Origin of the sequence: Weissella kandleri, assembly GCF_045504165.1 — a bacterium.
Taxonomy (GTDB): Bacteria; Bacillota; Bacilli; order Lactobacillales; family Lactobacillaceae; genus Weissella; species Weissella kandleri_A.
Map to the genome: position 1 here is coordinate 1 of NZ_JBJJNY010000016.1, position 13,967 is coordinate 13,967.

General features: G+C 30.6%; 15 protein-coding genes and 2 pseudogenes. All 17 read left to right on the plus strand.

Translation table 11 applies throughout. The features are described 5' to 3' along the window. The coding region (locus ACJQWY_RS06495) for a hypothetical protein (protein ID WP_407076922.1) at window positions 1–822 on the plus strand (822 nt) is incomplete at its 5' end. Between the two features lie 78 nt (window positions 823–900). Beyond that, on the plus strand, window positions 901–3,186 hold the full coding sequence (locus ACJQWY_RS06500) for a preprotein translocase subunit SecA (protein ID WP_407076923.1): 2,286 nt from the start codon (window positions 901–903) through the stop codon (window positions 3,184–3,186). A 21-nt stretch (window positions 3,187–3,207) separates the two neighbouring features. Then, a complete protein-coding gene (locus ACJQWY_RS06505) occupies window positions 3,208–3,369 on the plus strand; it encodes a hypothetical protein (RefSeq protein WP_407076924.1) in 162 nt (53 codons plus the stop codon). A gap of 233 nt (window positions 3,370–3,602) precedes the next feature. Further along, on the plus strand, window positions 3,603–4,859 hold the full coding sequence (locus ACJQWY_RS06510) for a glycosyltransferase family protein (RefSeq protein ID WP_407076925.1): 1,257 nt from the start codon (window positions 3,603–3,605) through the stop codon (window positions 4,857–4,859). Window positions 4,860–4,879: 20 nt separating this feature from the next. Then, on the plus strand, window positions 4,880–6,337 hold the full coding sequence (asp2, locus tag ACJQWY_RS06515; RefSeq protein ID WP_407076926.1) for an accessory Sec system protein Asp2: 1,458 nt from the start codon (window positions 4,880–4,882) through the stop codon (window positions 6,335–6,337). Further along, entirely contained in the window at window positions 6,321–6,764 is a 444-nt protein-coding gene (locus ACJQWY_RS06520; RefSeq protein WP_407076927.1) for an accessory Sec system protein Asp3, read from the plus strand. The genes asp2 and ACJQWY_RS06520 overlap by 17 nt, the downstream gene beginning before the upstream one ends. Next, window positions 6,761–7,948, plus strand: a complete 1,188-nt coding sequence (locus ACJQWY_RS06525) for a hypothetical protein (protein WP_407076928.1) — start codon at window positions 6,761–6,763, stop codon at window positions 7,946–7,948. The genes ACJQWY_RS06520 and ACJQWY_RS06525 overlap by 4 nt, the downstream gene beginning before the upstream one ends. 22 nt (window positions 7,949–7,970) lie before the next feature. Then, window positions 7,971–8,696 (plus strand): hypothetical protein, encoded by a 726-nt coding sequence (locus tag ACJQWY_RS06530; protein WP_407076929.1) that lies wholly within the window; start codon window positions 7,971–7,973, stop codon window positions 8,694–8,696. A gap of 12 nt (window positions 8,697–8,708) precedes the next feature. Beyond that, window positions 8,709–9,392: a hypothetical protein gene (locus ACJQWY_RS06535; protein WP_407076930.1), complete on the plus strand. Its 684-nt coding sequence runs from the start codon at window positions 8,709–8,711 to the stop codon at window positions 9,390–9,392. 104 nt (window positions 9,393–9,496) lie between these two features. Then, entirely contained in the window at window positions 9,497–9,931 is a 435-nt protein-coding gene (locus tag ACJQWY_RS06540) for a hypothetical protein (protein WP_407076931.1), read from the plus strand. A 200-nt stretch (window positions 9,932–10,131) separates the two neighbouring features. Further along, a pseudogene (locus ACJQWY_RS06545) lies at window positions 10,132–10,287 on the plus strand (thiolase family protein); the annotation flags it as partial. Window positions 10,288–10,435: 148 nt separating this feature from the next. Then, window positions 10,436–10,630, plus strand: coding sequence for a hypothetical protein (locus ACJQWY_RS06550; RefSeq protein WP_407076932.1), 195 nt, complete (start codon window positions 10,436–10,438; stop codon window positions 10,628–10,630). 93 nt (window positions 10,631–10,723) lie between these two features. Then, window positions 10,724–11,511, plus strand: a pseudogene (locus ACJQWY_RS06555) (IS3 family transposase); the annotation flags it as partial. 72 nt (window positions 11,512–11,583) lie between these two features. Next, a complete protein-coding gene (locus ACJQWY_RS06560; protein ID WP_407076933.1) occupies window positions 11,584–11,934 on the plus strand; it encodes a transposase in 351 nt (116 codons plus the stop codon). A gap of 263 nt (window positions 11,935–12,197) precedes the next feature. After that, the gene (locus ACJQWY_RS06565) at window positions 12,198–12,782 is read left to right on the plus strand and encodes a peptidylprolyl isomerase (RefSeq protein WP_407076934.1); all 585 of its coding nucleotides are present in this window, start codon (window positions 12,198–12,200) and stop codon (window positions 12,780–12,782) included. Between the two features lie 26 nt (window positions 12,783–12,808). Further along, window positions 12,809–13,192 (plus strand): CvfD/Ygs/GSP13 family RNA-binding post-transcriptional regulator, encoded by a 384-nt coding sequence (locus ACJQWY_RS06570; RefSeq protein WP_407076935.1) that lies wholly within the window; start codon window positions 12,809–12,811, stop codon window positions 13,190–13,192. A gap of 45 nt (window positions 13,193–13,237) precedes the next feature. Further along, window positions 13,238–13,621 (plus strand): hypothetical protein, encoded by a 384-nt coding sequence (locus tag ACJQWY_RS06575; protein WP_407076936.1) that lies wholly within the window; start codon window positions 13,238–13,240, stop codon window positions 13,619–13,621. The last annotated feature ends 346 nt before the right edge of the window (window positions 13,622–13,967 follow it).

Consider the following 13,967-nt stretch of genomic DNA (forward strand, 5'->3'; position numbering starts at 1 on the left):
AGTACATCAGATTCAGATAGTAAATCAACATCAGAGTCAAACAGTACAAGTACATCTGATTCAGATAGTAAGTCAACATCAGAGTCAGATTCAAGTTCATCTGAAAGTGAGTCAAAGAGTACAAGTACCTCTGATTCAGATAGTAAGTCAACATCAGAGTCTGATTCAAGTTCATCTGAATGTGAGTCAAAGAGTACAAGAACCTCAGATTCAGATAGTAAGTCAACATCAGAGTCTGATTCAAGTTCATCTGAATGTGAGTCAAAGAGTACAAGAACCTCAGATTCAGATAGTAAGTCAACATCAGAGTCTGATTCAAGTTCATCTGAATGTGAGTCAAAGAGTACAAGAACCTCAGATTCAGATAGTAAGTCAACATCAGAGTCTGATTCAAGTTCATCTGAATGTGAGTCAAAGAGTACAAGAACCTCAGATTCAGATAGTAAATCAACATCAGAGTCAAAGAGTACAAATACATCAGATTCAGATAGTAAGTCAATTTCAAATGGTTTTGAAAAAGGACATCAATTTAGTAAAAATAATTCTAAAGAAAAATTAATTAATCATACGATTTTAACTGCTGAAAATGATAATGTTAGTTTCAATAATATAGAATATGATGTTGAAATTGATCATATAAAAGAACACGTTGCTGATAGAAATGACACAAGTAATACGGATGAAAAGCAAGTACAACTATTAAACGGTATTAATAGTAATGATTACGGTGATGAATTAAATGGATTACTAAAAAACTTAAGTAAGTATGCTACATGGATCGGATTATTGCTAATAGGAAAGATTAAACGTGATAAAAAATAGTAGAATTGCGTTTTGAAACTAAAAAAAATCCGAACAAGTTTACATCTTGTTCGGATTTTTAAATTATGGAGTATAAAAATGCAAAGAAAATGGACACGAATTGCAGAAGAAGCATTGAAAATTAGAAAGACAATTGAGTTTATATCCAATGAAGAATTAAAAAAGATAAGTCAAAATATTTTAATTAATGAAAAAAATATTCCATTAGAATATCAAATTGGAGTTGTTAGCGAAGCTATAAGACGTTTCACAGGGTATATACCATATAAAAATCAAATTATTGGGGCACAAGTTTTAAAAGAAAATATGATTGCTGAGATGGCGACTGGTGAAGGTAAGACAATTACAGCAGTCATTGGCCTATATTTACATGTTGTAAGCGGACATAGAGTGATGTTATTTACTCAAAATGACTATCTTGCAAAGCGAGATTATGATTTTTCCAAGGATATCTTCTCATTACTGGGGGTTAAAACTGAGTTAATTAAGTCCAACGAAAGTAAAAATGGAAAATTAGATGAAAAAATAAATGACAGACAGAAACGTTATAATGTATCGATTGTTTATACAACAAATGAAGTGTTCGGTTTTGAATATTTATTATCAAATTTAGTATCTGATGGGAAGGAAAAACTTGAATTCCATTTTGATACAGCTATTGTAGATGAAATAGATTCAATACTATTAGATGATGCTCAAAATCCATTAATTATATCAGGTAATCCGAAAACTCAATCCAATTATTTCAATATTACTCATGAGTTTGTTAGTCTATTAGATGAAAATATTGATTTTGAAATAAATAGCTCTCAAAGTAGTATTTGGTTGTTGAGGAGTGGTATCAAGAAGGCAGAAATTTTTTTCAGGACAGATAAATTATTCTCTTTTTCCAATTTTGAATTAGTTAAGCATATTTTGATTTCGCTTCGTGTAGAATATTTAATGCAAAAAGGCGAAGACTATATCGTAGTAGGCGATAGTGTAAAATTAATTGATAATGTTAGCGGACGGGTTTTGGAAGGTTCCCTTTTTGAAGATGGGATTCAACAGGCGATTGAAACTAAGGAAAATGTTAGTATTTCAAGAGAAAACCGTTCAATGGCTTCTGTTACATTTCAACATCTTTTTAGAAAATTCAAAAATTTGTCTGGAATGACTGGTACGGCATATCTAAATCGAAATGAATTTATAAATGTTTATAATTTAAAAGTGATTAGAGTCAAAAGAAATAGGACGTTAATTCGTGATGATTTGTCCGATCAATATCATATTACATTACAAGATAAAATGTATGCAATTAAGAATAGAGTTGAAAACCTCATAGGTTTGGGTCGATCAGTATTATTAATTACAGAATCAATTGATTCCGCAGAAATATATTCTAAATTATTTTGGCTCGAAGGAATTAAGCACTCGGTCTTAACTGCTTCTCAAAACATGCTAGAAGCTGAAATTATAAAGCAAGCTGGTAAGAAAGGAGCAGTCACGATTGCAACTGTTATTGCAGGACGTGGAACTGATATAAAAATTGATCATGATGTTGAGATTGCTGGTGGGTTGGCAGTTATTATTACCGAACATTTTAAGCTTAGACGAATTGATTTGCAGGTCATGGGAAGATCTGGTAGGCAAGGAGAAAATGGTACGACTGAATTTCATGTATCATTGGAAGATAAAATTTTTCAAGAATATCCATTTAAATATTTAGAGAAAATAAAAAACAAACACAAAAATATAACGAAATTGGATAAATTTTATTTTTACATAAGTATAAAGAGAGCTCAAAGTAAAAATAAAGAAAAAGACTACTTAGAACGATTTAATAATCTTCAAATGGATGAAACTTTGCACGTTCAACGCGAATTAGTTTATGATAAAAGGAATCAAATCATACAAAGAAAAGATGTTTCATTAAACGAATTTAAGACGATTATTATAAAAATTGCACTTGAAACTTTCCAAAATATCGATGATACTGAACAATTTGTTATGGACTATATTGACGACCATCTAACAAGGGAATATTATGATGAAAAAATAATTGAACAAATGATTATTCAACGCATTGATAATATTAAGCAATTAGTTGCCAAAAATCCAGAAGTTTTTGATAAAATCGTGAACCAGCTGATATTAAAGGCAATTGATACGGAGTGGGTTTTACATGTTGATCGAATGCAGAAATTAAGATTGATTATCAACAAAAGATCATTCGTTCAACTTAATCCACTGCAAGAATATCAGAGAGTTGGTCAAATCCTATTTGAAAAATATCAAAAGAATGTAAAAATGAATTTGTTAATGGGTGTTATGCGCACGAGATTTGAAAAAAATGATAATTTGAGACTTATTTTTCCATATTAAGTTAAGAGGAGAAATTTAAATATGAATAGAAGATATATCGAAAAAGATATTCAAGATATTGCTAATAAAAGAAAAAAGAAAGTTAGTTCAAATAAAAATGCAAATAAATTAATGAATAGCATGTCTATTTTTATGGGTATCGTTGTTATTATAGGATTAATTAGAGTTTTAATATCTTTATGAGGAGATAATTTTGGAAAATAATTTATATTTTATAAGAGATGTTCCCAACATTACAAAAAAAAACATATTTGATGATCAAACGGAATTAATTAATTTTTTTTCAGAAATGTATAGTGTTCAATTGATTGAATTGAACTTTTCACCATCTGGAAACGTAGATATGTTGANTTTTTTCAGAAATGTATAGTGTTCAATTGATTGAATTGAACTTTTCACCATCTGGAAACGTAGATATGTTGAATGAAACGTTAAATATGAATAAGTACTTTTCTTTTTTTGATACATTTTTAGAAATTCCGACTGATTATTTTAATGTTTTAAACTTTAATGATTTTTCGATTAAAAATGATGATATGGTAATTCGAGAGGCTGATGAAATATTTGTATTTGATAATAAAATGAGAATTAAATTCAAAATTATTCGAGACAAGAATATGAAATTTTTAAATCAATTAGAGAGATATGATGAGGAAGGAAGTCTTTATCAGATACTCTTATTTTCTGATCGTGGTATACCTGGTATTAGAATTTTAAATCCTCAAACAAAAAATGAAATATTTGAATTTTTAAATTTTAGACAAGAAGTTAAATTAAGAATACTAGCATCCAATTATTCAAAAACAGACTTAATGTATGGGACCAATGTTCTATTAGAGGAAAAAAAACAATGGATTAACGATTTTGTTATTCAAAAAGATGAAAATGCACCTGTTATTGCACCATTAAATCCCAATATTGGAGAAGTGTTATCGGAAATAAATAATCCGCTATTCATTTTTATGAATTATGAAAATATCATCAATAATGAAGTGAATGATCATATCTTGAAATATATTAATAGCGCACGCAAGTATATTTTTGATAGTGTAGATACAGAGAATGTATTTATGAGTAAATTTGGGGAATTGGTAGATAAAAAACAACATATAATTCATTACCCTGTTCCAAATAATATTGTACCTGCTGAATTTATGAAACAATCTATTAACTATATTGGAGTAAAAATAGATAAAAAAATAAATATTTATCAGCTAGTGTCGGACATTGATCGTTATCTAGGAATGTTAGGAAAAAATGAACCAATAATATTTAGTTTGTATACTACTAATGAGAAAGATTTCATTAATACCAAAGAAAATTTGGATAATATGTTAAAGCAATTTAATAATGAGGAAATGGTTAATCATATAGAGACTGTTTATCTTAAAAATAAGAAGGAATATATAGATTTTTTCCAAAGATTAAAAATAAATATTGATTTTGGTGAAGATATCGATTTTACAATGCAGCTTACTAGTCTTTCAAATGGAACTCCACAGATAAATTCACATAAAAGTAAATATGTTATTGAGGGGTCAAATGGATTGGTAATAAAAAAACAAGTAGATCTTTTTAAACAAATTGATTACTTCCTTTATAACCTTTTTAATTTAAATAATAGTATTTATCAATCACTATCGATGAATTTTAACCAATTAGAATTGTTTTAGTTTAAAGATTAGGAATTATTATGAAAAGCGAAAATACATTTTTACTAATTGATACAGATGATATATTTGATGCATGGAAGGATAACATAAGTTATGTTTATTTGAATATCAAAGAATTGAAAAATTTACCAAAAATATTTAAAAAATATGGTCATAATTTTGCCGCATATGTGATTAATGCCAGTTTGGAATCAAAATATTTAAATTTAGAATATATGGAACAATATAAGGTTTTATATAATTCACAAAAAATTAATACTGAAAATAGTAATTATTTTAAATCAATTAATGGGGTAGATACCAAAAATATTTCAAGTAAGAGCATTATTGATTTAATTGATACAAGATTTTTTACTCATCAATATGGTATCAGTGTTCCTCCATCGGATATTATTAATATTAATAAACATGGGGCCTATTTTGGACAAGATAAGTATGTTTTGAATATATTATCTGACCAAAAGGAACAAATCTTTTGGAGTCAACAATTTTATCAAAAAAAAGATACAATGGAAATTTGGTTAGAGTATGAAAAAGATGTTGGTGTGGAAATACATTTAAAAATTATAAGTAAATCTCTTAGTGAAGGCATCGTTTTAAATGAAATTAATTTATCTGAAAATGAGATTAAACAACCAATTGTGATTCCGGAGGATGGAATTGGTAAATATATTACTTGTTTCTTATTAGTTAAAGGTGAAGGTACTATAAAAATAGGAAATCTTCATTATCGTCAACATCGCCAACATACTACTGAGATGATACCTGGTGGTGAAAGAATTGTTGATTTAAACAGAGAAGAACTATTTGTATACTATAACCAAGGAAACTTAAAGCCACCGTTGAATGTTTATTTTTCTGGATATCGTTCGTTGGAAGGATTTGAAGGATATCCTATGCTCAGAGATCTGAAACATCCTTTTATATTAGTTTCAGATCCGCGTTTAGAGGGTGGAAAATTTTATTTATCTAATCAAGCCGAGTTGTCAAGAAAATTAATAAGCTACATTAAGGGACATTTAGATAAATTAGGATTTAAATCGGATGATTTAATTTTAAGTGGACTGTCCATGGGAACTTCTGGAGCACTATTTTATGCGAGCCACTTGAAACCTCGGTATGTTTTTCTAGGAAAACCATTACTTAATTTGAAATCAATAGCTAATAATGGTGTAATTAAGCGATCAGATGATTTTTCTACATCATTTGATGTAGTAACTAGTCTGAAGCTAACTAATGATAATCAGCTATTAAAGTTGATTGATATTAATAAATTAAATAATACAAAATTTACTGTAATCTATATGAAACAAGATGATTACGATGGAACAGCATTTCAAGATTTAAAAGGCTTATTTAGAAATAAGGTAAAACTAACGGGACTTGGGTTTGAAGGACGACATAATGATGATACAAATCGAGTTGTGGAATGGTTTTTGATATATTGGAAAGAGGCGCTTGATGAATGGAATAAATAAAAAGAATATTTTTAAAATATATTTGATTGACGCACTAGTCCCCAACGCATCACACGGTGCTGAAATTTTCCAGGAAGGATCAACAACTTTTTATTTAAATCATTGGCTGCCATCAGGACACACCATCGCGATGTGGGGTAATAACCAAGTTGATAGGGGATTTAACAATAATTTACCAATTATTTTTCCTGGAGATGAGTTCGCAATTAACTCGAATGTAAAAATATGGCCTAAAGATTCATTGTTATTAAAATTTACGCTTATCAATGATTTTAAATCGAAAAAGATAATAAAAAGCATACATGATGAATTTATAAAATTTCCATTTGATTTTAAATTTCATTCTGTAAAATTGGAGTTAATTAATTTTAGCAATGATGAGACGAGATTTAATGAAATTATTTTTGAAAAGGTGACTAAAATATGAATGTCAATGCTAGAAATAAAGAATCCATGAGATCAATTCTTAAAAAAACCCTAGTTACTTTGATTGTTTTAATCGTTTTTTTTATGGGTAGACTAATACCGTTATACGGTATTAGTATTGATGAAAACTATAGCTTATTCGCTATGCAGAGTCGATCTTTACTATCACTAGGGATGACCCCGGGGATGACAGCTATGATTTTGTGGCGTATATTTACACTTGGAAAAGATCAAGAATACCAATTAATTACAGAGAACAATATTTATCGCGTGAAAATGTTGTTAATGCTTGTGATTGCTACTATTCAATCTCTTGGCCTTTTAACCCAATTGCAGTTAATGGATAAATCTCTTTATGAATATGCTGATTTCATAATTTTAAATACTATTATTTTGATAACAGGCGCATTTTTCTCACAGTGGCTTTCAAACGTAATTTATTTGGATGGATTGGGTGGAAATAGTGTATTGGTTGCAGCAACAATATTAGGAAACTATATTCCAGAGTTGAAAATTGATTTTTTATCTTCTTTAGGACATTCGATAGAAATTTCGATAATTTTTATCATTGTGTTAATTGTTTTGTTGTTTATTATTAATTTCATTTTTTTTAGTGAATATCGGATGTACTACAGACAAATTTTATCAATTGAAGAGGTAAAAAGCGAATCATATATTCCAATTAAAATTATTCCAGCAATGGGAATGCCTTTTATGTATGCACTTTCACTATTTACATTTGTCAAAGCTTTTTTACTCTTTTTATTTAGATTTAATAAATTTTCATTTTTAAAAAAAGTTGGCGAAAACTTATCATTGTCAAATTTCACAGGAGTAATTTTATTAAGTTTATTGATTTTTATTATATCGATTGGATTTGCTTTCTTTAATATTGATACGGCAAATTTAAGTAAACGGATGGAAGAAAACGGAGATTACTTTAATAAAATTAATCCTGGAAGGGACTCATATAAATTTATTAATAGTAAGGTGTTATTTTTTGGAATATTTGGTGCTTTATTTAACGTGATTATTACAGTCATTCCACTTATACTTGGTAATTTAATTGGTGTTCATCAAATAACTGTATTTGGAATCTTAGGAGGAACAATCTTAATTATTCTATCTATTTTTACGCAAATCTTTCAACAAATTACTGTATTATATAGAAAATATAAAATTTAATTAGAGATATTTGGAGAAAATTATGAACAATAAAATTGATAAAAATATCGTGATAGGCCAATTTATTTCTAATAAAATAGATAAACAACGTACAAATAATGAAGTTGGGGAAGAACTATTGCAAGATTTGGTTAAAGATCTGTACCAATCAACTCATAACTTAAAAATACCGCTTTATATTTTAACGAATGAAGTAGAGACGTTTGATTTACCATATATTCATGTATATAAACAATTTATACATGAAAAATACAATACTTTAGGAATATATTTCATTAGATGGATAATGACATATGAATATATTAGCGCTCATCCTGAGATTGAAAAGGTAGTATTAATGGACATTAATGACACAGAAATACTTCAAGATCCATTCAATTTAATTGAGGAGAATAAAATATATGTTGGAGATGAACTATTTGATTTATCGACATATATTATCAGTAGTGATTCGACTTTGGATTATGTTCATGATTTTTTGGTTGATAATTCTAGTTTGCAGTTACTAAACCCCGGGTTAATAGCTGGTAGTAGAGCAATTATTTTAGAATTTTTAGAAATTTATATGTTTATGATTGATCGATCTTTTTATAATGGAAATATTTCTCAATTTGGAAACTTTGAAATGAATATTTTTAATTACATTATGTACAATTATTTTGATGATAGAATTAAACATGGAAGGAAAATTTCTTCAAAGTTTTTACACTTTGAGGAAAAATCAGGTTCATGGTTTAAACATAAATAAGGAATTGGATATATGCATGATAGACAACTTAGCGATTTTTTAATTAAACATAAAAATTGGATTTTTTTACAGCTGATGGAGACAGAAAGATTCGTGTCTGTAAAAATGGGAGGAAAAGGTATATTAATTATTAATTTTCTTCCAAACGGAATCTTAGAATTTCCATCAAATATGGGTTTCTATCCTGAAATTTGTTCTTGGTCAGTAAGCAATGAGGAAGTTTTATTAAAAAATAGAAAAAATGAAATAGAGCAAGTGTTATATTTTAATCAACGAAATGAATCAGTTGTGGAATTATTGCTTGATAATGGTAGTAAATATGTGAACTACCTTAATATAAGTTCAGAATACGATAATAATATAATGGTTGTTCCAAAAGTTAAAAAAAATTATGATTATTTATTGGGTGAAGAGGTTATTTTTATTAATGATATAAAACAACGAAATTACTTTTTACAACATGAATTAAAAATAGATTCAAACATTAAGTTTAAAGAAAAAATTCAGTTGGTAATTGAAATCATTTTAAAGGTGCGAAGGGATAATCAAATCAGTATTTCAATTTTGATACCGGAAAAAGAATTAAAATTAAATAATATTGAAATAAACTCATTAATAAATGATAAGAGGTTAAGTTTGTTGGGAAAACGCCAGGAGATGTTAGATACTCTTTTTAATATTTATCACAAAATTTAATACAAATATTTCTGATATTCATAAGCTAATTAATACCTTTTTTAAAGTTTCTTTTAAACTTTTTTGCCATAATGATGTTATTGAAAGACGGGGGTGCTCATTCAATGGCAAAATTAAAGAATTTTTCAAAAGTGAACCCAGTAAATCATGCCAAGCTCTTTTTGATTAGCTCACTTGCAACGGTCATGGTTACCGTTAATTTTGATTTGTTTCAACCAGTGGTAGCTAATGCAGCGATTACCGAGCAAACAGTTAACGTCAGTGATGGTATTGAAAATTTAACCCAAGTTCGATTAGCTGGACCATTCAATGAGTTAAATAATTCGGTGGACGCTTCACAGCAAAAGGTGCAAGTCAAAGGGAGCTATCATGCGGGAGATCTCGTCCAGGTCATGTTGAATGGCACCGCATTTGTAGGAGTTGTTCCTAATGATACAAAAGTGGGGGTGCAGATTACGTTACCTATCGTGGTACAGCAAAGCAGACTAAACGTGGTAATTGAAGAAACTTTGTATCAGGGAAATATAATTTCAGATTAGTCAAATTATCAAAGTGATAATCCATAGGAGAATAAATAATGGAGCGAGTTCATATTGTTGGGGCTAGGCGAACCCCCTATTGGAAAGTTTGGTAGTGTCTCTGCACTTTTAACCACCTCGGATTTAGGGTCATTCGCAATTAAATGAGCTTTAGAACAGTCTGGGCTAGCACCTGATTAAATTAATCAGTTCTTGATGGAAATGTTGTACAGGCTGGTCAGGGTCAAAATCCGGCGCGCCAAGCGGCTTTAAAAGCAGGGCTGCCGATTCAAGTTCCAGCTATAACGATTAACGATGTATGTGGTTCAGGTTTATCTAGCATTAGTATGGCGGTAGCTTTAATTCGAGGCAAGTAGGCAGATGTCACCAAAAGACGATTGCCGTGATAGCCCAACAAAATTTTGATGATGAGTTGGTTACTGTGTCAATGGTTGATCGAAAAGTTAAAACTTATACTATCGCGCAAGTGAGGCTCCACGACGACGGAACACGTCGATTGAAAAATTGGCTAAGTTACCTGCCGTTTATAAAACTGATGGATCGGTCACCGCAGGTAATGCTTCGGGGCGTCCAGTCGGAGCGTTTGGCAGTCGAATCTTAGTCACATTGATTTTTGAATTAATGTACGCTGACAAGCACGTTAGGGTAGCAGCTCTTTGTGTTGGTGGGATGGGTGTTGCAGGACTGACCACGCGATAAGTTGTTCAATTGATAATAATAAATATACTGGCTCCTATGATGGAATTACGGACAAATTGTTCGATATAATACATCATAAAGGAGCTTTTTATTATGGTTAGCAAATATTCAAATGACTTCAAAGAATCGATCGTAAACTTACATAAAGTTGGTTGTTCAGCTAATTCATTAGATAAAGAATACAACGTCAGTGTTTCAACGGTTTCTAAATGGATTAATCAAGCCGATCCTAACAATACGAAAGTATTATCAGCAAATGAACGGGCATTGATTAAAGAAAATAAACGGCTAAAAGAAGAACTTGATATTTTAAAACGAGCAGCGGTGCTTATGGCGAAAAATTGACCATCAAAGAACGTATTCCTATCTTAAAAATTATTGATGACAATCCACAGGTTTGGCACCGCATTACTAAAATTTTGAACGTCCTCAAGATTACGTGATCGACTTATTATGGCTACATACATTGGAAACCTGGTAAAACTCTTCTTCGTCGTAATCTTATTAAACAAAAGGTATTAGATGCATGGTTAAAGAACTCTATTTATGGATACCCGCGATTAACAAATTTATTAAATTGTCAGTTAAAAATTAATATTAGCCAGCATATGGTTTATAAACAGATGTGCTCTTTAAAAATTAGGTCTAGGATGACTAAACGAATTAATAAACCTAAAACACATACTGAATATAATCAACGACCAAATCTAATAAAAAATGTGATAAAAAAGCTTTCATCTGGCGAACTGATATTATTTATAATAGAAGAATATCCCGGTCACTGGGTTTATTTGAGTAGTATTTACAATGAAAGTAATCATAAAATCATTGCCTATAAAGTGTCAAAGCATATGACCAGTGATTTAGTAAAAGATCGGATTTGACTAATCAAGTTACATATTGGGCCGGCAAAGTTATAAGATTGATCGGGATAAAGCAAAAAAATCTAAAAGATGGCAAATTTAGCTAAAGGGGTTGAGGAAGTAGATATTATTTCGTCCATTCCAGGAATTGGGAAAGCTACAGCGCTTAGCATAGTTTCAGAATTTAGAGATATACGTAGATTTTCTACTTTTCAAAAGATGAATGCATTTGCAGGTATAGATATTCGATTTAACGATTCTGGTCAACTAAAAACTAGTGGTTTTATAACTAAGCGAGGCAATGGTGTTTTGCGTAAAATATTGTATAACGCTGTGATGTCAATGAAATCAGCAGTAGTTAAGAATGTTGACTCAAAAAATTATGTAATTGATTGGTATAACCGTCGAAGTAGAAACGTAAAGATAGGTAAGAAAAAATAATCGTAGCTACGATGGATAGATTTATTAGAATGATTCATCATTTGGTATTGAATAATGAACATTTTGAATTAAGCTAGTTGATTATAAATTTAACGACTTGCCGAATTTTTGAAAAAATATGGTTTGGCTTTTTTGTAATAGAAATAATTTTTAATTGGTTGTTTACAAAACTAGGGAAAAGCTAGTATTTCAAGATATGTTATAATAAATGTTAAGTTATAAATCGATTCAGTAAATTTAATAGAAGTACAGGAGTTATAAAAATGTTACCACAATTTGATTTAGAGAAAGTCGATGGACCCATCGCTGTTTTAGATACCAGTGCTGGCGAAATCCAATTTAAGCTGTTCCCTGAACAAGCCCCTAAAACAGTCGCCAATTTTGCTGGTTTGATTAAGCAAGGCTATTATGATGGGATTATCTTTCATCGTGTAATTAAAGATTTCATGATTCAAGGTGGTGACCCAACCGGAACGGGGATGGGAGGCGAATCAATTTTTGGGACGCCCTTTGAAGACGAATTCTCTAACGAAGTCTTTAATTTCCGGGGAGCCTTGTCGATGGCTAATGCTGGTCCTAATACGAATGGTTCACAATTCTTCATTGTTGAAGCTTCAAGGGTCCCAAATGATATGCTCCGGCAATTAAAGGGGATCGTGCCTGATGAAGTGGTCGAACGTTATGCACAAGAAGGCGGAACTCCATGGCTTGATCGGCGGCATACTGTTTTTGGTCATGTGATAAAGGGGATGGATCTAGTCGAAAAGATTGCTAAGGTCAAGGTGGATTATGCGGACAAACCAGTTGACGATATCGTCATCAAGCAAGCCCGGATTATTGAAGATTAAAAATTTGATAGGATGAATTAACTATTATGCAATATCATATTGGGGAGATTGTTTCTGGGACCGTCACAGGGCTTCAACCATACGGTGCGTTTGTTCAATTAGATAATAAAACGCAAGGGTTAGTGCATATTTCCGAATGTCGATCAGCATATATCCAAAATGTTGATGATGAATTACAGGTTGGGATGCAAGTTCGAGTAATGATTATGGATATAGATGAATATTCCGGTAAAATTTCTTTATCGCGACGTAGTGTTGAAGATTTGACTTTAGAAGGCTTAGAAAGTAAGCCCCATTTTAGTCGCGGTCGAGTTCACTATTGGACTAGCCAGCATTATAATTTTGGCTTTCAAACGATTCAAGATGTTAAAGCGGATATGGTAAGCGAAGCATTACGACGTCTTGATTAAAATGGGCGTTAATTAGGAACGCAATCTTTGGAAAGGAATTGGGATATGTCATTAATAGCGGGAACAGTTTATTTCACACGAGCAGACCAAACTTATTTTTTGGTAACAGATCAACCTAAATCACAATTTTTTACGGTTAAAATGCATCGCCATCAAAATGAGACGGCTTTGGGGACACTCCTGAGTGGGTTGCGAGAAGAATTGGGAATAGACCCAGATTGCTTACGTTTAGGTGAATTGGGTACGTGGCATACTCAGGGTTTAGAAACACAAGATGATTTGATTTCTTTGTATACTTTAGAACTTGTCGATGAAAAATCACTCAATATGCAACGTCTAAGATCAGTGGGGATGTCATTTGCTCAAGCTAAATCGGTTAAGGATTTAATTTTTAATGTTGATGTAACCGGTGTGACACGTTTAGATTAATGTAATTAAATTAATGTTAATTATAAAAGATAAAGGGGCGACATGGGTCGGCTCTTTTATATTGTCTACAGTTAATTGGCTTAGAATATGGATTTGTAATTGGTGTGGGACGAATAAGCAAATTAATTTCATAAAACTGCTTGACTTACGTTATGATTCTAGGTATTATAACTAAGTTGTCTTTTGCAAGACATGTCTGTTACTTTACAGAGGTTGCTTCAAAATAACATTTAAAATTAGTTGTTGACATTTGTGTTTCAACATTGTATGATATTAAATGTTGTTGAAAGACAATAAATAGTTCTTTGAAAACTAAATAACGTTTCGATGAAACAAATGCAGTATC